We start from the raw sequence: 19,680 nt of genomic DNA, 5'->3' as shown, positions 1-19,680 counted from the left end.
CTTACTCCTCTTCCTCTTCATAACCAAAATGCGACTTGGCAAACTGTGTGATCATCCGTCCTCGCGGCGTGCGCTGCAAGAACCCTTGTTGCAATAAATAGGGCTCATAGACATCCTCAATCGTCTGAGCGTCCTCACCGATGGTCGCGGCAAGCGTCTCAAGCCCGACCGGTCCACCTCCGAACCGCTCCACCATGGCCCGAAGCAATCGATGGTCGACTTCATCGAGTCCGAGCGCATCGACGTGTAGCCGGTCGAGCGCATCGGATGCGAGCACGGGATCGATTTCTTTCGTTCCTGCCACTTGTGCGAAATCACGGACACGTCGTAAGAGACGGTTCGCGATCCGTGGCGTCCCTCGTGAGCGTTTCGCAATCGCACCGCTCGCCTCAGGTGAGATGGAGAGGCGGAACAACTGGGCCGTCCGGCTGACGATGGCCGCTAACTCATGTGTTTCATAATATTCGAGCTTCAACGTGACGCCGAAACGGTCACGTAAAGGTGCCGACAACATCCCGGCCCGCGTCGTCGCCCCGACGAGCGTGAACGGTGGTAGGTCGATGCGGACGCTACGTGCCATCTCGCCTTGCCCGTAGACGATGTCGAGACAGTAATCTTCCATCGCCGGATAAAGGATCTCTTCAATCGTCCGGCTCAAGCGGTGAATCTCGTCAATGAACAAGACGTCTCCCGGTTCGAGCGTCGAGAGGATTGCGGCCAAATCACCCGGTCGTTCAATCGCCGGGCCGGCGGTCGTCTTGATTCCGACACCCATCTCGTTGGCAATGATTTGGGCGAGCGTCGTCTTCCCGAGTCCCGGGGGACCGTATAAGAGCACGTGGTCGAGCGTCTCACTTCGAAGTTTGGCGGCCTGAATGAAGACGGACAAATTGCCTTTCGCCTTTTCTTGCCCGATATATTGCTCGAAGCGCTGCGGACGTAAGCTCCACTCTTCAGAGTCTTCATATTGCTGATGAGATTGTGACAACAATCGTTCGTCCATAGCTTCCTCCTTATTTCAGTAACAGCTGTAGCGCGCGTTTTATGTACGCGTCGGTCGTCAAGATTTCTCCGCTTAATGCTTTGCGGACTTTTGCGATTTCCCGTTCGGAGTAGCCGAGCGCGACGAGCGCCTCACACGCCTCATCGAGTTCAGATGCACCTTGTGCGAACAACCCTTCGTTCGGCACGTAATCCGGTGCGAGTTCGGATAACTTCCCTTTCAAATCGAGTGCCATCTGTTTGGCCGTCTTCTTCCCGACTCCCGGGAACTTCGTCAAATACTTCTCGTTCTCGGTTTCAATCGCATCGATCAACGCGTCGATATCGCCGGACGCGACGATGGCAAGCGCACCCTTTGGTCCAATCCCGCTCACGCTGAGGAGTTTATTGAACAGCTCACGCTCGCGACGTGAACGGAAACCGTATAACGTCTGTTGGTCTTCACGCACATAATGATGCGTAAACACGATTACATGTTCGTCTTGTTCACGATAAAAAAACGGGTTAGGCACATGTACTTTGTAGCCGACGCCCGAGACATCTAACGTTATATATTCCGCACACACATAGGCGACGGGTCCTTTTACGAATTCAATCACGGTGTACTCTCCTTTTCGGTCGGAAAAACTGCATTTATTGTACCATAATGGGCGACACGAAAAAAGGACAGGCGTTTACCTGTCCTCTAGCAATTATCGCGCGAGCATACGTTCAAGTGCACGTTTCGAGAACTCTGTCGTCTCATGATCGACGCGAATGATGTTCACAGGGTCCGTCTCGAGCGACTCGAGCGCCCACAGTAGATGTGGCAAGTCGATTCGATTCATCGTGAGGCACGGACACATGAACGGGTTCAATGAAACGATATCGAGGTGTGGGTAAGTCGCCGCCAGACGGTTGACGAGGTTCATCTCCGTTCCGACCGCCCACTTCGTCCCCGGTGCGCTCGCGTCAATCTTGTCGATGATATACGATGTCGATCCCGCCTCGTCCGCAGCCTGGACGACATCAAACGTACATTCCGGATGGACGATGATGCGACGATCCGGCTCACGCTCACGGAACGCCTGAATTTGCGATACCGTGAACTTCTCATGGACAGAACAGTGTCCCTTCCATAAGATGACTTTCACTTGCTCATCATCTCCCTCCGCGACCAATTCTTCACGGAGCGGATCCCAAACAGCCATCGCCTCGAGTGGGATGCCGAGATCATACGCCGTGTTCCGCCCGAGATGTTGATCGGGAAGGAACAAGATGCGTTCACCTGCCTCAAGCGCCCACCGGACGATTTCATGGGCGTTCGACGATGTGACGGTCGCCCCGCCGTGACGACCAACGAACGCTTTGATGGCCGCTGTAGAATTGACGTATGTAATCGGGATGATGTCCTCTCCAAATCGTTCCGTCAGTTCTTCCCAAGCAATCTCCGTCTGATCGATATCGGCCATGTCTGCCATCGAACAGCCGGCACGCATATCAGGTAAGACGACAATCTGGTCGTCCCGTGTCAACATGTCTGCTGTCTCTGCCATGAAGTGGACACCACAAAAGACGATGAATTCGGCTTCGCTCATCTGTTCTGCGAGCCGTGCGAGCTGGAGCGAATCTCCTGTCGCGTCCGCGAATTGAACGACCTCGTCTTTTTGATAATGATGGGCCGGTAAAAAGAGACGCGTCCCGAGTCGGTCTTTGACCGCCTGAATCCGAGTCTCCATCTCCTCCACCGACAGGTTAGCGTACGTCGGCGGGAGTGTTCCGAGTAGTTGCATCTTTCATTCCTCCTTGTAAATTCAAACTGCAATCGAACGCGCGTACCGAATGAGTCAATTGCCCGAGCGAGATGACATCGATGCGAATGCCTCGATAATCGTCAATCGTGTCGAGCGTGATGCCACCAGACACTTCAATTTTGATGTGCGTCGGTATATGACGGACCCATTCTCTCAATTCATCTGGCGTCCGATTATCAAGCATCACGATGTCCGGATCGGCTTGAACCGCCTCCATCAGTTGTTCGAACGACTCGACCTCGACTTCAATCGGGGTCGTATGACCGACGCGTTCTCGTGCGACTTGAATCGCATTCGTCACGCCACCAAGTGCGACGATATGATTGTCTTTGATCATGACGGCGTCATCGAGTCTTAGACGGTGATTGTATCCCCCTCCCACACGTACGGCGTACTTTTCAATCATCCGCAGTCCCGGGGTCGTCTTGCGTGTATCGGTCACGTGAATCGAGTCATCATGTAACGCGTCCACGCACTGTCGTGTCATCGTCGCAATCCCACTCGTATGTTGGATGACATTCAACAGCACGCGCTCTGTCTCTAAAATCGCGCGCGTCTTCCCTCTCAAGACGACGAGTTCGTCTCCAGGGGTCACCGCTCTCCCGTCTTCTTGGCAAGAGACCAATTCAAGCCGCTGCATGGTTGCCAGCTCTTCTACGATCGGTTTCCCACAGAAAATGCCCTGTTCTTTGGCGACAATCGTTGCGACCGACTCGTCCTGTCCATCAATCAGCGCACTCGATAGGTCCCCATACCCGATATCTTCAATCAAGAACTGACGTAGCTGTTCGCGTAGGTATATCGTATTCATCATTCCGCTCCATTTCGAGGATGCTTTGCGCGAGAAGACGCGCCGCATCGAGTTGTAAAGTTTGTTCACTTAATTGTCTTGTCACGTGTTTCGTCATGGTCAACGTTTGGGTATTTTGTAAGAAACCTTTCAATTCATCAAGACTTGGTGAAATCGTCAACCATCTTCCAATTTGAGCACGTAACGCTTGAAATGCCACAGGTGAGATGTCGTACACCAACGTTTCCTTCGTCGCCGTGGTCGTCTGATTCAATCGCACCGCCCGCGCGACTCGTTTTCCAAACACCCAACATTCCAAAAGTGAGTTCGAGGCCAAACGATTCATCCCATGTATGCCCGCATCCGCCACTTCACCGACGGCATATAATCCGTCAACGTCTGTCCGTCCCATGTCGTCCACTTCGATTCCACCCATATGAAAATGGAGGCCTGGACGTACCGGAATGCGGCGAGGATCGATCCTAAGTTTGTCACATGTCAACGCAAGTTTTGGAAACCGTTCACGAAGCCGTGTCACGTTTGTCGTATCGAGATACACCGTTCCCATTCGTTCCGTCAGTATCCGCGCCACGTCATCACGAGGAGCGAGACTTCCGAGCGGATGATGCGCCATCACATGGTTTCCCTCTTCATCAACGAGCGTCGCTCCGGCTCCCCGGAGTGCCTCGGTCACGAGATGAGGCTCGTCGGTCGCCAGTAAGGTGGGATGAAATTGGATCCGCTGCAAATGAGTCAGCTTGGCCCCACATCGATTTGCCAGAACGAGACCGTCACCGGTCACGGTACGCGCGTTTGAAGTCCAATCAATCAGCCCACCAATGCCACCTGTCGCCAACACGACAGCGCCGGCTTCAATTCGAATGGGCACTTCATCCCGAAACGCCATCGCGCCGACAACCTTGCCGTCTCTCGTGATGAGATCGTGCACGAGCACCCGTTCCAATACGTTCACGTTATCGGGTAACGACTGACGCAATTGCCTCATGACATGACGTCCCGTCTCGTCGCCACCGACATGAAAGATTCGATTCAATCGATGCGCGCCTTCACGTCCGAGGGCATAGCCGCCCTCTTCACGGTCGAACCGGACACCGAATCGTTCCATTTCTTCAATCGCTTGACGACCTTCTTCTACGAGAATGTCGACGCGCTCAGCGCACGATGTGTTTTTAGAGGCGAGCATCGTGTCTTCTTTATGGGCCGTACTCGATTTCTCAAGATACGCGCTCGCAATCCCGCCTTGTGCCAAATCGGAGTTGCTCTCTGTCATCTCACCTTTTGAGACGAGAAGAACGGAGAATGATTTTGCTAGATGCAAAGCCGTTGCGACGGCGGCAAGTCCCGTTCCGATAATCAAAATGTCAGTTCTCTCTATGTGTAAAGACACTTGTACATCACCTGTTTTTCATATGTAATGTTGACTTGTAAACTAGTTTCGCATAATTTTGTGTAGAAGACAACATGAGAAAAGGGGAGTCCATGATGAACCGCTACTTCGACTACGCCGCTACACACCCGATGACGCATGCAGCATTAGACCATTACGTGGCGATGGCCAAAAACGTTTATGGGAACCCATCATCACTCCATACCCAAGGTTATATGGCAGAAGATTATTTGACAGAGGCACGACGCTTGATCAAACAGGCGCTCGGGCTTGATATGTTGCGAGGAAAATTATTATTCACCGGGAGTGGATCGGAGAGCAATTACATCGCCCTGACAAGTTTACGTAAACGGATGAAGGGCAAAGAGGTGATCACGTCTTGGCATGAACATGATTCGGTCGCTCTCTTACTTGAGGAGTGGGAACGGGAAGGAATAATCGTTCATCGGTTGAAACTGAAGGATGGGAAGTTTGATTTAGATGCATTCACCCACCTACTCGACCGTGACATCGGGCTCGTCACGCTCCAGCACGTCAATTCCGACACGGGTTGGGTGTTACCGCTCCATCACATCCAATGCCTCTTGAAATATAAGAAAATCCTCTTTCATGTGGACGGGGTCCAGGCACTCGGGAAAATTCCGATTTCTGTCGAAGGCATCGATGCCTATTCGTTCAGTGCCCACAAAGTGGGTGGACCGAAAGGAGTCGGCGCCCTCTATATGGAACGTCTGATTCCTCCCCCATACTATCCGGGACATCATCAATACGGGATTCGGCCCGGAACGATTGACGTTCCTGGAATCAGTGCCTTTGCCAAAGCACTCGGAGAACGTCAGGAACAATTGACACGTTTTCAGAGAAATTTCATGGCGTTTCGTGCTATCTTGAAAGAGAAGACGTCAGCGCATGTCCATTGGCTCGAGTTCGACGAACAAAGTCCCGCCATTTTCTCCTTCGTCTCCCATCAACGCGACGGACAATGGTGGATGACCGAGCTCGACGACCTCGGGTTCCAAGTATCGGCTGGGTCGGCATGTCGAGCAGGCCAAAATGGACCGAACCGCATGCTCGAGGCACTCGGATATGAGACGAGCGCCTGTCATGGACTCGTCCGCATTTCCTTCGGCGCGTATACGACCGCCGAAGACACATCGGCCCTCGCCGATGCCATCGTCATTTTAGCAAGGAGAGTCGAACATCATGAACAAACGTTTAGCCGGTGAAGAACGCCGTCGCACACTATTACAATTGATTGAATCGAGCAATGAGCCAATCACAGGATCTGAACTGGCAAGACATGTATCCGTCAGTCGCCAGGTCATCGTCCAAGACCTATCGTTACTAAAAGCGAAAGGTCATCAAATCGTTGCGACCGCTCGTGGGTACGTCTACTTGCACGGAGACCTCACCCCATCCACCTATTCGAAAAAGGTAGCTTGTCGTCATACGGCAGAAGAGATGGAGGCGGAAATGAACGCCATCGTCGATGAAGGGGTTACCATCAAAGACGTCATCATCGACCATCCTGTATACGGGTCCATCACGGGACAACTCATGGTGAAGAGTCGCCGCGACGTCCGTGCCTTCCTCGAACGTGTGAAGACGCATGGGGCTTCCCCACTCTCCCAGTTGACGGGTGGTTTCCATATCCATACGCTCGAATCAGACCATAAAGAGGCAATCGATGCTGCGGTGAAAGAGTTGGACCGCCTCGGGATTCTCGTATCCGAATTAGATTGAAGAGACGTCACGAATATGTGACATCTCTTCTTTTTCTTTTCAGTCATGTCCGTTATACTGATGGATGGAACATCTTTCCTGAAATCAATTGAAAGGAGGGCTACGTCTTGAACGTCCTCGAGCATCTACTCGCTGTCTGTGGGGTCTTCAGCATTCCCATCGGTATCTTGGTCCAATTCATCCCGAACGAACTCGTTCTCGCATACGGCGGCTTCCTCGTCGACTCGCATGACGCGCCCTTCTTCCTGACGTTCCTGCTGGCGTGGGTCTCCTTCACGCTCAGCCAAATCGGTCTATACTGGATCGGTCGATATGGTGGGCGTCCCGTCGCGCTCAAACTGTATCGTTATTTTCGAATTCGGCAAGACAAGCAACTCCGTGCCGAGCGCTGGTTTGAGAAATACGGGGCATGGATCGTCTGCCTCAGTCTCTTTTGGCGGCAACTGTTCGCCGTGAGCGCCGGCGTGATGCGTCTATCGTTCCGTAAGTTTTTGTCGGTGACGACCTTGATTTTCGCCGTCTGGTCATTCCTTTTCATCCATGTCGGGATGATGCTTGGTAGCAATTGGCGCATGATCGGTCACTTCATGGACGATGTCATCCCCTTCTTGGCTCTTGCTGTCGGAATCGTCCTCATCGTTCGACATGTTCGTCAGCAACCAAAACGTGTGAAAGAATCAGCGTGACTTGCGCTGATTCTTTTTTTGTTGGAAAGGGAAACGCTCACATCTGTCGAATAAGAACCATGTAAGCGAATCGCGGTCACACATATAGGACACCGCACAACGAAAAAGGAGGAATCATCATGTTCCATCGCCGTAAAACGTACACGATTCGACCTGAACGCCTGCAAGAATTCACCGACTTTTTCCATACATACATTTACCCGATCCAGGCGTCGCATGGCGCCCGTCTCGTCGGACGCTGGGTGACCGAAGACAAGTCCGAGGTCATGGCACTATGGGAATATCGGGACCGCGAACACTATGAACAAGTCGAACGGGATTATCGTGGCAGTACGTTGCGACGAGACGCTATGAAACAGCGGGCTCGCCTCGGAAAAGAGCTGTATATCAAGTCAAGCGAAGAGTTCATGATGCCGACCGGTCACTATACGCCACCGCGTGCGATTGTCTGTGTGACAGCGTATATCACGAATGAAGCGGGTGAGGTTCTCCTCGTCAAAAACATGCATCGGAACGACTCGTTCGAGATGCCTGGCGGACAGGTGGAAGAACATGAGTCACTCGTTGACGCCATCCATCGTGAAGTGGACGAGGAAACGGGCGTGAAAATCGAGGTGGAAGGCATCACGGGAATCTATCAAAACGTGTCCTCCCGCGTCCTCTGTGTCACGTTCCGCGCAAAATATGTATCCGGTGACCTCAGACCGCAGGCTGGCGAGACACAGGAAGTTGGCTTCTATAAAGTCGACGCAAGTAACGTCGGTGACTACATCAAACGGGAGCACTTCCAAATGCGCTTCCTCGATGCGATCGATCCCGTATACATGCCTTACGCCATTTATAAAGTACGGCCATATGAACTGATTGAGCGCATTGAACGCCAATCCGTATGACGCAAAAAGGGATGATCCGCCATGTGCGAATCATCCCTTTTGTTTATGCTTCTTGCATGTCTTCTTGCTGAGATTGTCCAGTCTCCACTAACAGTTTCCGGACACGGCGTTTCTCCACATGGAGAACGGTGAACGTCATGTCTTGATACGTGACTTGTGCACCTTTCTCCGGGATGTCGCCGAGCAATTCAACGAACCAACCGCCCATCGTATTGGAATCGACGTCTGGTTCTGCAATCCCCATCTCTTCTGCGAATTCATCAACGTTCATGTCAGCCATACACTCATAGACCCCTTCACGGAGACGTCTGAGATAGACGACGGATTCGTCGTGCTCATCCCAGATGTCGCCGACGAGTTCCTCAAGCATGTCTTCTAACGTGATGAGACCCGCCGTGCCCCCGAATTCATCGAGGACGACAGCCATGTGAGATTGTTTCTGCTGCAGAATCGGAAGTAGTTCAATCAATTTCGTCTGCGGTGACACGTACGTGAGCGGGCGGATGAGCGAACGGACATCCGTCACTTCATCCTTCATCATCGAACGCAAGAAGTCACGTTCCGACAAGACACCGATGACGTTGTCAATCGAGTCTTTGTAGACCGGCAAACGCGAATGTCCACCACTGAAAATCGTGTCTTTGATTTCATCAAGCGAATCGTCGATGTCGACGGCCAGAATATCGATTCGTGGCGTCAGCACATCATCGACCGTAATATCGTTGAAGGCAAAGGCGCTATGGACGAGCTCAGCTTCCGTCTCACCAAGCACACCTTCCTCTTCCCCCATATCGACGAGCACTTTCAACTCTTCTTCGGTGACGGATGGCTCCTTGTCTTTCATCCCAATCATTCGAAGGGTCAACTTCTTCAAGCCGGTGAAAATCATCGTCACCGGTTTGAGGACTTTAACGAGGAATACAAGGATGCCACTGATGAGAAGCGAGTACTTCTCCGCAAACTCTTTCGCGAGCGATTTCGGCAAAATCTCACCGAAGATCAAGATGATGACCGTCGTCGCGAACGTTGACACGAGAAGGCCGGTCCCCCCACTGAAAATCGATGTGGCGATGGCCGTCGACACAGTCGCCGAACCGATGTTGACGATATTGTTCCCGACGAGAATCGTCGAGAGCGTATCATCAAAACGGTCGACGAGACTGAGGACACGTTTTGCGGCTTTGTCGCCATCCTCTGCCATCCGAATCATCCGGACCCGGTTCACACTCGAGAGCGCTGTTTCTGCTGATGAGAAAAACGCTGACAACATGACGAGAACTACATATAGAATTAAACTTGACGAGGGCACAGGGTCCACGTTAGCTTCACACTCCGTTTCTTCTTAACAAAAAATTTTTTATTCCACAAACTCGAATTCGAAGTCGAGGATCGCGACGACACTACCGTCCTCGGCACCCAACTTACGAAGATCGTCATCGACGCCCATTTGACGCATTTGACGAGCAAATCGTTTGATCGACTCATCATGGTCAAAGTTCGTCATCTTGAAGAGCTTCTCGATACGAGGGCCCGTGATCACGAAGCGATCGTATTCATCGATGTGGATTTGATAGCCTTTCTCTTCCTTCTCATAACGATACACGACACGAGGCGTCGCTGTCTTCTCTTCGAGCTCATCGAGTGGGAATTCTGGTGTCGTATCGACAAAGTTCGCCACTTCGATCAACAAGTTGCGAAGACCGTCTTGAGCGAGTGCTGAGATCGGGAAGACTTTGACATCGTCCCCTACCTTCTTCTTGAACTCTTCAAGATGTTCCGCTGCGTCCGGCATATCCATTTTGTTCGCCACGACGACTTGTGGACGCTCAAGGAGACGTAAGTTGTACGACTCGAGCTCACGGTTGATCGTCGTGTAGTCTTCAAACGGATCGCGTCCTTCCATACCACTCATATCGATCATGTGAACGATGACTTTCGTCCGTTCGATATGGCGAAGGAACTGGTGACCGAGACCAACGCCTTGGCTCGCTCCTTCGATGAGGCCTGGAAGGTCAGCCATGACGAAACTACGGTCGTCCGCTGTCTTGACGACACCGAGGTTCGGTGTGATTGTCGTGAAGTGGTACGCACCGATTTTCGGACGTGCCGACGAGACGACCGAGAGAAGCGTTGACTTCCCGACAGACGGGAATCCGACGAGACCGACGTCTGCGAGAAGTTTCAACTCGAGACGGAGTTCACGTTCTTGACCTGGTTCCCCGTTCTCCGCGATTTCTGGAGCCGGGTTGGCAGGCGTCGCAAAACGACAGTTCCCGCGACCACCACGACCACCTTTTGCGATCGTCGCTTGTTGACCGTGCTCGGTCAAGTCCGCGATGACGGTATCCGTCTCGGCGTCGAACACGATTGTGCCAGGTGGGACTTTGACGATGAGCGGTTTCGCTTTACGTCCGTGCATCCCTTTTGACATCCCTTTTTCGCCATCATGGGCGATAAACTTCTTCGAATAGCGGAAATCAACGAGCGTCCGCAATCCTTCTTCTACTTCAAAGATGACGTCTCCACCATGACCACCGTCACCACCTGCAGGACCACCGTCTGGAACGTATTTCTCGCGACGGAAAGCGACCATCCCTTTTCCGCCGTCTCCAGCTTTTACAAAAATATTAACCTGATCGACAAACATTTATTTCCCCTCCTTTATGTGAAACGTAGTGGTATCTACGTTCTGTTCGTACACATCGGCTGATGCCTTCACATCGTCCGGGACAGTACCCGTGACGCGAACCATCAGTCCGTCCGTGAACGTCACATGAATCGGCCCATCCGTGTTGTCTAACAAGCGGACAAGCATCTCTGCCACTCGCGCGTCATCGATGGCGAGTTGGTCGGTTGAAATCGTATACGTCATCCGTCCCTCCCAATTCGCTTGAATCACGACTAGGCTCGTCTGTGGCACGTTCAAACGAACGAGCGCACTCTCTTCGTCGGCCTGTTTCCGATAGCGTTCGTAAAGTTCCTCGAGCTTAGTCGGATCGAGAGCCGCGTAGAGCGAGATCAATTGAAGCCGATTCATCCATTCGTGACGGACGGTCGATAAGAGCTCGAGTGTCTGTTCTGAATCCATTTGATCCTCTCCTAGAAAAAAAGACTCTAACCAAATAAGTGGCTAGAGTCTTCTGCGTCGTTCAACTTACGCGACTGGGTAAACGCTCACTTGTTTCTTGTCGCGACCAAGACGCTCATAGCGTACTACGCCGTCAACTTTCGCAAACAAAGTGTCGTCGCCACCACGGCCAACGTTTTCACCTGGGTGAATCTTTGTACCGCGTTGGCGGTAAAGGATTGATCCAGCTGAAACTGTTTGTCCGTCAGCGCGTTTTGCACCGAGACGTTTCGAAATTGAGTCACGACCGTTTTTAGTCGAACCAACTCCCTTTTTCGAAGCGAAGAACTGAAGGTTCAATTGTAACATGAGGTCCACCTCCTATTGTTCAATTTGGATATATTCACCGTAGCTTTGGGCGATCGTGTCTAACTGCACGAGCATCCCTTCTAATAACAGTTGGGTGCGTTCCATATCCTGCGGTGATAAGTCAGGATACGTCTCGACATAAAAGTAACCACCCTCTGTTTGATCTGCCATTTCTACAAGAAGCGATTGACCCGCAAGCGTTTCGACGGCGTTATAGGCACCAAAGATGATGGCTGAAACACCGGCGCACACCAAGTCAGAACCAGGTTCTGCAAAATTGGCATGACCAGTCACTTCGACGGAGCGAATCGACTTCGCCTCGTCTCGTCTTACCTTGACCCGAATCATAGCTTACGCTTCGATTTTCTCGATGCGAACTTTCGTGTAAGGCTGACGGTGACCTTGCTTACGACGGTAGTTTTTCTTAGCTTTCATTTTGAAGACAGTGATCTTCTTAGCGCGGCCGTGTTTTACCACTGTACCGACAACTTTAGCGCCTTCTACGAGTGGAGCGCCGACTTTAACATCGTCACCACCAACGAAAAGAACCTCACCGAATTCTACAGTACCTTCGACATCAGCATCGAGTTTTTCGATGTAGATCTCTTGACCTGCTTCAACTTTGATTTGCTTACCACCAGTTTTGATGATTGCGTACATATACGTGCACCTCCTTGTTAAACTCAGACTCGCCATCCTGGGCAGGGCAAAACCTTTAAAAACCCGTTCTGTGCGGTTGTAGCCATTTGGGTGCTTCCAAACGAACTAACGTTATAGATAATACCATTCTCAATTAATCATTGTCAACGACGAGATAAGAAATTCTGACATTCTTCGGACGTCCCATAAAAGAGGAACTCCGGCTCCCCTTCGACGAGATGCACCTCGATGTCAAATTCGTGCCAGGAAGCGTCATGCCACTTCTTGGGGAGTGAGAGCACGACCGCTTCGTACTGATCATTCAAATCAAGGAGCGACCGTTCAAACTGTGAGAAGATGGCCAATTTTGAAGGCTTGCCGGCATGAAACATCCGGTCTTGAATCGAGCGACCGGTCCGTTCCCGCGACAGCTCGAACAGCCCCATTCGTGTGAAGCCGTACACTTCGACCCGTCGTGGGTCACGCGCCCCGAGTTCTTTCATCTTTTTAAGGAGACGGGTCTGTCCTTCTTTTGAACCTCGTAAGAAATCGATGACGATCATGCCGCCGATGTTTCGCAGGCGCAACTGCTCCATGATTGAATAGAGCGCGGCTTCATTGATGGTATCGGCCGCACGTCCCTTGTCTTTGACGGCGACATTTTTGCCACTGTTCACGTCGATGACGGTCATCGTCTCGACTTGTTCGATCAAGACGAACGCCCCACCATCCAACCAGACGGCACGACTCTCCAGTTTCTCGATGGCTCCATCGAGATGTTTCGCTTCAGGCATTCGCCCTTTTCCGATATGACGTTTCACCGGGACATCCAATCGTTCGAGTCGCGATTGCCCTTCTTTGTCATTCAACAGCACGGACTCGACTGCATGACGTCTCACGAATTGTTCGCATAGTAGCTCGTCTTGCCCGAACCGTTGCTCAATCACCACGATTGAACGGTGACGCAATCGGTTCAGTTCTTCCTGTAACGCTTCCGGCGCCACTTGTCCGGCTTCCGTCCGAAACAAGACCCCTTCCTCTTCCGTTAAGTCGAGCGCCTTTGAAAGGCGGTCCTGCGTGACGAGGTCGAGTTTCCGGCTGAACAGTTGCCGACGTCCAAATGGGAAATACACAAGATATCGCCCACCGAACCGAATGTTCTCTGTCACTTTATGATGCTTACCGTTGATTCCTTCTTTCGTCAATTGGACGAGTCGCTTTTCCCCGACGACTGCCGCTTGCCCGATGGCCGGTACTTCCGGATACGAGGCGAGCGCACGAAGCGTCTCTGAGATCGGGAGAAAATAGGTCGTCTCTCCGTCCGTCAAAAAGGCTGCCCCGAGCGACGGATGGATCCGTTCAATTGCGGCTTCGACGATGGTCCCGACAGACAGTTGGTCGACAAACCGTTCCTCGACTTCGAGTAATCGTTCGCCGTCCACGAGCATCGCCCGTTCAATGGAAGGTGTTCGTTCGTAGATTAGCTTCATCTGCATCACTCCTTTCGACAGAAAAAGGCAACTTCCGTTGCCTTTGCCTTTACGCTTTTTTCATTCCAAATTTCATCATGAGTCGTGCCCAGAAGCCGACCGGTGCCGTCTCCGTCTGAATCGACATGAGCGGGACCGATTCGCCAAGAATACGGCGCGTGATGTTCCGGTACGCCTGTCCGGCATAGTTATCCGGATTCATCGTGACCGGGACACCGCGGTTCGCGGCCGCGATGACTTCCTCATCGTCGATGACGACACCGAGTAAGTCGATCGACAGGATGCGCATGATGTCATCGATGTCGAGCATGTCGCCCGATTCGACGAGATGATTCTTGACTCGGTTGACAATCAGTTTCGGCGCATCGATATGTTCCGCTTGTTCGAGCATCCCGATGATTCGGTCTGCATCTTGAACCGCCGCTTTTTCAGGTGTCGTGACGACGATCGCCTCATCCGCTCCTGCGATGGCGTTCATGAACCCTTGCTCGATTCCAGCAGGACAGTCGATCAAGACGAAATCATATTCCGTCTTCAACTGGTCAACGATTTCTTTCACTTGTTCGGGATTCACTGACGTCTTGTCTTTCGACTGTGCGGCCGGGAGTAAATACATCTCCTCGAAGCGTTTGTCGCGGACGAGCGCCTGATTCAACTTACATTGACCCGTAATGACATCGACAAGGTTATAAATGCTCCGGTTGTCGAGACCGAGAATGATATCGAGGTTACGCAATCCGATATCTGTATCGACGAGACAGACCGAGTGTCCAGACAAGGCGAGCCCCGTCCCGATGTTCGCGGTCGTCGTTGTCTTGCCGACGCCCCCTTTTCCTGATGTCACGACGATGGCTCTGCCGTTTTTAACTTCCTTTTCTGTATGTACAGGCTCCACTACTTGCTCCATTCCACTCACCCTCTCTGTAATTCCATTGCATATGCGTCCTTCAGACCCGTCATGACGTGGCGGAGACGTGTCATCTCAATCCCATCACTCGTCTGATACGCACAACCCATCTCAATCTCAGGAAGTTCTTCCTCGTCATCGGCTGTGAGTACATGTTCGCCGATTGCTAAAAACTTCGGATGGAGCAGGCTCGCGGTGATGACCGCTTCTTCCCATCCTTCGACACCGGCGCGCACATTTCCTCGTATCGTCCCTAAACAATAAATACTTCCTGTCGCCCGGACCTCTGACCCGGGATTGATATCCCCGATCACGAGCACCGAACCGTCAAACGTCAAGACTTGTCCACTCCGGATTGTCCCGCTGTGATAGTGGAACGTCTTTCTGCCATACGTCGCTTTCGCTTCTTCCGTCAACATGACATCGCTCGACAAGTCTTCAATATAAAAAACGCCATGACGAGCGACGACCTCACGAATTTGACGTGACAGCTCCTCGTCAATATAACGAGTACCCGCGTGCAACTTCAGGGCAATCTTTCCGGACGGCGGCTCCATTTCTTGTAATGTCGCTTCTAAGTCCGTAAGCACCTCGTCGATGCCACTCTTCGGATTGAAGTGAATGGCAATGCCGTTGCGATGTCCTTTAATCGTAATGTGTCGTTTACGCTCCATCATGGCTACCCTCTTTTCGCAACAGGGCGTGTCGTCACATAGCGTGTCATCGGATAATAAAGAATCACGATGGCGATGGCATTGACGAGCATCGTCCCTGGAATCTGTTCAACCAATAGTGTTTGAATCGTCATCAACGTCCCACCAATCGCCGCCATGATCCCGTAAATCGCAAAGGTGAAAACGAGAATCATAAACGTGAACGTAATGGTGACGGAGAAGAAGTTCTCACCTATATATTTTAACACGAAGCTGGCTAAGAGAGGAATGAGTGAAAAAGTAAATACATAGATTCCAATCAGGTCGGTGTAGACGATATCATACAGCAGACCGAATACAAGCCCGAACCCGAGTGCCGTCTCCCAACGACCGTACAGACTGACAAACATCAGTCCGATCAGCGTCAACAAAAGAAACGGCGTGGCGTAGTGCCAAGAAAAAATCGATGCCCATGTTCCTTCAATAAGAAAAAGGAGGAACAGGGCGATGAACACTTTCATGTTACTCACCCGCTGCTCCTCCTTCCTCGGGACCCGTTAGAAACGGTTCGTCTAGTGTCCGATCAATCACGTACATTTGTGAGAACTCATTGAAGTCGGCCTCCGGTTTAATCCGGGCGACTTGTGAGACGCCATATTCATCCGTCTCGATCGACTCAATCGTACCGATGACGAGCCCGGCCGGATAACGTCCACCGAGTCCGGACGTCGAGACGATTTCTCCTTCTTTCAGCTTGACGCTATTCGACACTTTCGTGAAGAACAATTCGTTCGTCTCCGTATCGAATCCGTCAACCGTCCCATACGTCGGTTTGCCGTCCGCATCTTTGACCACAGCCGAGACGTTGTTCGTCCGGTTGTTGTCGCTGAGCAGTTGCACTTGCGACGTATAGGCGCTCGTTTGAATGACACGACCGACCATCCCGCTCGCCGCGGTCACGGCCATGCCCTTCTCAACGCCGCGTTCTGAACCGACGTTGATGGTGACGTAGCGTTGCCAATCGTTCGGTGTCCGACCGATGACCTCCGCCGGAATGAGGTCGAAGTCACGTAACGACTCGTCTTTCGCTTCGACCATCTTTCGAAGCTCCTCATTCTCACGGCGCAAATCATCCGCCTCAACCGATACCTCGGCGTACTTCGCCAAATGTTCTTTCAGCTGGCGGTTCTCTTCGTAGATATCGCGGACGTCTGAGATGGACGAGACCGTCGAGTCCATCCATCCGATTGGTACCGCGAACACTCGCTGGAACGTGCCGACCACATCACGCGTGACATCTTGGTACCAGGCTGATTCCGATCGTCCTCGAATCGAAACCCCTAAAATGACGAAAAACAAGATCAGTACAATTAGCGTGATGATGAGCTTTTTATTACGTACGAATCGGCTCATCGTGTCTCACCTCTCATCGACGTGACGAGATGCCTGATTTCGAACGGAGGACGTCCATCATTTCAAGAGATTTTCCAGTACCGACCGCTACGCAGTCGAGTGGCTCATCCGCAACGAGTGTCGGGATGTGTGTCTCGTCTGAGATCACGTCGTCCAAGTTTTTGAGGAGCGCGCCGCCGCCAGTCAAGACGATCCCGCGGTCCATGACGTCAGCCGCAAGTTCTGGAGGTGTTTGCTCAAGCGTTTGCTTGACCCCTGCTAAAATCGCTTCGACTGTATCAGAAAGAGCTTCACACACTTCTGCAGACGTGACTTCGATTTGCTTCGGAAGTCCTGTCACGAGGTCGCGACCACGGATTTCCATCTTCTCATCTTCGTTCGATGCGTCGATGCGCGCCGAACCGACTTCCATTTTGAGCGTCTCGGCTGTACGTTCCCCGATCATGAGGTTGTACTTGTTCTTGATGTAACGAATAATGGCATCATCCATTTCGTCACCACCGACACGAATCGATTGGCTTGTCACGATGCCGCCGAGTGAGATCACTGCGACTTCGGTCGTACCGCCACCGATATCGACGACCATCGAGCCAGTCGGTTCCCAAACCGGGAGACCTGCACCGATTGCTGCCGCGAACGGTTCCTCGATTGTGTATGCTTCACGAGCGCCTGCTTGTTTCGCAGCGTCTTCCACGGCACGTTTTTCAACAGACGTGATGCCGCTTGGGACACAAATCATGACGTTCGTCTTCGATGAGAACAAACCGCCTTTTGATTTTTGAGCTTGCTCCATGAAGTATTTGATCATCGTCGCTGTCGTTTCGAAGTCAGCGATGACACCGTCTTTCATCGGACGACGTGCAGAGACGTTCCCCGGAGTACGTCCAATCATATCTTTGGCCTGGTTCCCAACGGCCTCAATTCTACCTGTATCTGTGCGGAACGCCACGACGGACGGTTCACGAACAACAATTCCTTGACCCTTTACATAAACGAGCGTGTTAGCTGTTCCAAGGTCGATTCCGATTTCTCGGTTAAAACTACGAAACATAGGTGTTGCTCCTCTCTTCATTACACTATTTTTTATTATAACGGAAAAATCATGTTTGAAAACGTTCATTCGATTACAGGTTATTTACAATAACCGCATCTCAGTCCTGTCTCACCGTCTATTAGTTTGCCTTCTTTTCGGCAAAAAGGCAAATCAAAAAAGCAGACGCGAGTGAGCGTCTGCCTAAGAAGAGAACGGTTACAATCCTGGTTGGAGCGGGATGAGTAACATCGCCCCGTAGAAGAATACCGAGAAAATCAACACCGGTCGAAAGAAGCGGGACGGCTTGAGTCGCGTCGCTCCTGCCAAAAAGCTCGATGTCGTCACGACGAAAAGGTAGATGCCGATGTACATGAGAAGTAAGCGGACGAGTACCGTCCAGATGCCGAGTTGGTCGAGTTCATTGAAAGCGAGCACAATCAGACCGAGATAAGCGATGAGCGCTAGAATCCCTACGCCGACACCGACAATCGGTGAGACGCGATTGAGCCAGTGATCCTCGTCGAACCGAAGAAATAGCGCTGTACTCACGAATAGAAACAGCATGAACACAACGATCGAGAAGATGGTTGGTTCAAGATGTATGTAACCCACAAAAAGCGATAATCCGACCATCAGGATCCAAATTATTTTTTCCATAAAGCACCTCATTTGTTTTCTAATCAACATCCAGATTCGATTAGAGTAAACTACGTTCCTTGATCACATCACAACTTTTTCAGTGTGGCGAGAATAGATGGTTGGATTAGGTCATGCCGCTGCTCTTCGTTTAAACGGACATATAGACTCTTCAAGAATGTTTTCACATTATGGACGACGTACCAATATTTTTCCTCATCAAGATGTTGCTTACATTCTTCTAAGTGATGTGGAAGCTGCTCTACATGGCGATGAATGACTTCAGAATCCATCCCTTGTTCGAGTAACCGTAGGAGCGGATTGATGAGACGTTCGTCTTCATCATGCGCCAATACATCAGAACGCATGATTTGATTGATGATGACGTGGAAGAGTTCCGGAAACGACTTCGGATCCAGTTTCGGATTTGCAATCAGTTCGTCCACCGCATCTGCCGCGTGGGCAATCGAATGGGCCCATCCCTTGCCATTCACATAACCTCTTGTATCTCTCTCGAGCTGAAGATATCGAATCAAACCTTCCGCTGCCTGCTGGAATTGGTCTTTTGTTAAAAAATCCTCTTCAACGTCTCGATGCAGAATCAAAGCCATCAATAGAGTCGTGAACGCTCTCGTAAAGACAGCGTCCGACTGCGTTTCCTCAATTCTATGAAATAAAAGATCATGCAAGGACGTCTCAAGGAGTTCACTCATCTTGTCGAAATCGATGTCTTTTTGTTCGATGATGAGGCGAAAGAACATCGTGTATATGAGGCGATCACGGAGTCCACCGTCCGGTGACCCGATATGCTGAACCATGCTTGTGAGAATGGCTTCTTTGTTTTTTTCGTAATACGTCAAATCCCCATCTTTCATTACCTGGAGGACTTCTTTTAATTCGTTTTCCGACAATACATTCATATGCGTACACCGCTCTTCTCAATTTGATTCATCATCTACTCTTTGGCCAAATGACAGTTTAAATAGCGCTGTTCATTCAGATCTTTCATTCGGATGTTGTGATGACTCTTCTCCTCCGGAATAGATCATCCACAAACTCAACATCAAACAAATCAATCCGCCCAGACCAGTCGTGATCAAGGACAACTGCTCACTGAAAAAGGATTTACTGACTGCTAAGAAAAGAAGAAATCCCCAT

General features: G+C 51.3%; 23 protein-coding genes and 1 other annotated feature. Of the genes, 4 read left to right on the top strand and 19 right to left on the bottom strand.

Annotation, left to right across the window (positions count from 1 at the left end; all coding sequences use genetic code 11):
* Nucleotide 1: 1 nt before the first annotated feature.
* From ruvB to EAT1B_RS13755, 5 genes are all read right to left on the bottom strand, one after another.
* Nucleotides 2-1,003 (bottom strand): Holliday junction branch migration DNA helicase RuvB, encoded by a 1,002-nt coding sequence (ruvB, locus tag EAT1B_RS13775; RefSeq protein WP_015881167.1) that lies wholly within the window; start codon nt 1,001-1,003, stop codon nt 2-4.
* A 10-nt stretch (nt 1,004-1,013) separates the two neighbouring features.
* Nucleotides 1,014-1,601, bottom strand: coding sequence for a Holliday junction branch migration protein RuvA (gene ruvA, locus EAT1B_RS13770; RefSeq protein ID WP_015881166.1), 588 nt, complete (start codon nt 1,599-1,601; stop codon nt 1,014-1,016).
* Between the two features lie 93 nt (nt 1,602-1,694).
* A complete protein-coding gene (nadA, locus tag EAT1B_RS13765) occupies nt 1,695-2,774 on the bottom strand; it encodes a quinolinate synthase NadA (protein ID WP_015881165.1) in 1,080 nt (359 codons plus the stop codon).
* Nucleotides 2,737-3,606, bottom strand: a complete 870-nt coding sequence (nadC, locus tag EAT1B_RS13760; RefSeq protein ID WP_015881164.1) for a carboxylating nicotinate-nucleotide diphosphorylase — start codon at nt 3,604-3,606, stop codon at nt 2,737-2,739. The genes nadA and nadC overlap by 38 nt, the downstream gene beginning before the upstream one ends.
* Complete coding sequence (locus tag EAT1B_RS13755) at nt 3,560-4,993, bottom strand: L-aspartate oxidase (protein WP_015881163.1); 1,434 nt, start codon at nt 4,991-4,993, stop codon at nt 3,560-3,562. The genes nadC and EAT1B_RS13755 overlap by 47 nt, the downstream gene beginning before the upstream one ends.
* A 95-nt stretch (nt 4,994-5,088) precedes the next feature.
* Here EAT1B_RS13755 and EAT1B_RS13750 point away from each other — a divergent pair, with 95 nt between their 5' ends.
* From EAT1B_RS13750 to EAT1B_RS13735, 4 genes are all read left to right on the top strand, one after another.
* Complete coding sequence (locus EAT1B_RS13750; RefSeq protein ID WP_015881162.1) at nt 5,089-6,219, top strand: cysteine desulfurase family protein; 1,131 nt, start codon at nt 5,089-5,091, stop codon at nt 6,217-6,219.
* Nucleotides 6,197-6,736 carry a transcription repressor NadR gene (locus tag EAT1B_RS13745; RefSeq protein WP_015881161.1) on the top strand — a complete coding sequence of 180 codons (540 nt, stop codon included), beginning with the start codon at nt 6,197-6,199 and terminating at the stop codon, nt 6,734-6,736. Before EAT1B_RS13750 ends, EAT1B_RS13745 begins: the two co-directional genes overlap by 23 nt.
* Nucleotides 6,737-6,843: 107 nt before the next feature.
* Complete coding sequence (locus EAT1B_RS13740) at nt 6,844-7,422, top strand: DedA family protein (protein WP_015881160.1); 579 nt, start codon at nt 6,844-6,846, stop codon at nt 7,420-7,422.
* Nucleotides 7,423-7,541: 119 nt separating this feature from the next.
* On the top strand, nt 7,542-8,315 hold the full coding sequence (locus EAT1B_RS13735; RefSeq protein WP_015881159.1) for an NUDIX domain-containing protein: 774 nt from the start codon (nt 7,542-7,544) through the stop codon (nt 8,313-8,315).
* A 43-nt stretch (nt 8,316-8,358) separates the two neighbouring features.
* Here EAT1B_RS13735 and EAT1B_RS13730 read toward each other — a convergent pair whose 3' ends face one another.
* The 14 genes from EAT1B_RS13730 to EAT1B_RS13665 form a co-directional block, all read right to left on the bottom strand.
* Nucleotides 8,359-9,624 (bottom strand): hemolysin family protein, encoded by a 1,266-nt coding sequence (locus EAT1B_RS13730; protein ID WP_255344459.1) that lies wholly within the window; start codon nt 9,622-9,624, stop codon nt 8,359-8,361.
* 48 nt (nt 9,625-9,672) lie between these two features.
* Complete coding sequence (gene obgE / locus EAT1B_RS13725) at nt 9,673-10,962, bottom strand: GTPase ObgE (RefSeq protein WP_015881157.1); 1,290 nt, start codon at nt 10,960-10,962, stop codon at nt 9,673-9,675.
* The gene (locus EAT1B_RS13720; RefSeq protein ID WP_015881156.1) at nt 10,963-11,403 is read right to left on the bottom strand and encodes a Spo0B domain-containing protein; all 441 of its coding nucleotides are present in this window, start codon (nt 11,401-11,403) and stop codon (nt 10,963-10,965) included.
* Between the two features lie 66 nt (nt 11,404-11,469).
* Nucleotides 11,470-11,751, bottom strand: a complete 282-nt coding sequence (gene rpmA, locus EAT1B_RS13715; RefSeq protein ID WP_015881155.1) for a 50S ribosomal protein L27 — start codon at nt 11,749-11,751, stop codon at nt 11,470-11,472.
* Nucleotides 11,752-11,763: 12 nt separating this feature from the next.
* Nucleotides 11,764-12,099: a ribosomal-processing cysteine protease Prp gene (locus EAT1B_RS13710; protein ID WP_015881154.1), complete on the bottom strand. Its 336-nt coding sequence runs from the start codon at nt 12,097-12,099 to the stop codon at nt 11,764-11,766.
* A gap of 3 nt (nt 12,100-12,102) precedes the next feature.
* Nucleotides 12,103-12,411 (bottom strand): 50S ribosomal protein L21, encoded by a 309-nt coding sequence (rplU, locus tag EAT1B_RS13705; protein ID WP_015881153.1) that lies wholly within the window; start codon nt 12,409-12,411, stop codon nt 12,103-12,105.
* A 15-nt stretch (nt 12,412-12,426) separates the two neighbouring features.
* Nucleotides 12,427-12,499: a sequence feature (ribosomal protein L21 leader region), on the bottom strand.
* A 55-nt stretch (nt 12,500-12,554) separates the two neighbouring features.
* The gene (locus tag EAT1B_RS13700; RefSeq protein WP_015881152.1) at nt 12,555-13,880 is read right to left on the bottom strand and encodes a ribonuclease E/G; all 1,326 of its coding nucleotides are present in this window, start codon (nt 13,878-13,880) and stop codon (nt 12,555-12,557) included.
* Nucleotides 13,881-13,929: 49 nt separating this feature from the next.
* Nucleotides 13,930-14,787, bottom strand: coding sequence for a septum site-determining protein MinD (gene minD, locus EAT1B_RS13695; protein WP_015881151.1), 858 nt, complete (start codon nt 14,785-14,787; stop codon nt 13,930-13,932).
* A gap of 5 nt (nt 14,788-14,792) precedes the next feature.
* Nucleotides 14,793-15,461 (bottom strand): septum site-determining protein MinC, encoded by a 669-nt coding sequence (locus tag EAT1B_RS13690; protein WP_230872790.1) that lies wholly within the window; start codon nt 15,459-15,461, stop codon nt 14,793-14,795.
* A 5-nt stretch (nt 15,462-15,466) separates the two neighbouring features.
* Entirely contained in the window at nt 15,467-15,961 is a 495-nt protein-coding gene (gene mreD, locus EAT1B_RS13685; protein ID WP_049759982.1) for a rod shape-determining protein MreD, read from the bottom strand.
* A 1-nt stretch (nt 15,962) separates the two neighbouring features.
* On the bottom strand, nt 15,963-16,853 hold the full coding sequence (gene mreC, locus EAT1B_RS13680) for a rod shape-determining protein MreC (RefSeq protein ID WP_015881148.1): 891 nt from the start codon (nt 16,851-16,853) through the stop codon (nt 15,963-15,965).
* 13 nt (nt 16,854-16,866) lie between these two features.
* Entirely contained in the window at nt 16,867-17,904 is a 1,038-nt protein-coding gene (locus tag EAT1B_RS13675; protein ID WP_015881147.1) for a rod shape-determining protein, read from the bottom strand.
* 198 nt (nt 17,905-18,102) lie between these two features.
* Nucleotides 18,103-18,543, bottom strand: a complete 441-nt coding sequence (locus tag EAT1B_RS13670) for a hypothetical protein (RefSeq protein WP_015881146.1) — start codon at nt 18,541-18,543, stop codon at nt 18,103-18,105.
* A gap of 68 nt (nt 18,544-18,611) precedes the next feature.
* The gene (locus tag EAT1B_RS13665; RefSeq protein ID WP_015881145.1) at nt 18,612-19,442 is read right to left on the bottom strand and encodes a DUF2785 domain-containing protein; all 831 of its coding nucleotides are present in this window, start codon (nt 19,440-19,442) and stop codon (nt 18,612-18,614) included.
* Between the last annotated feature and the right edge of the window lie 238 nt (nt 19,443-19,680).

It is taken from the genome of Exiguobacterium sp. AT1b (assembly GCF_000023045.1).
In the GTDB taxonomy this organism is placed as follows: Bacteria; Bacillota; Bacilli; order Exiguobacteriales; family Exiguobacteriaceae; genus Exiguobacterium.
The sequence above is the reverse complement of the archived record's forward strand: the minus strand, read 5'-3'. Positions and strand labels throughout refer to the sequence as shown.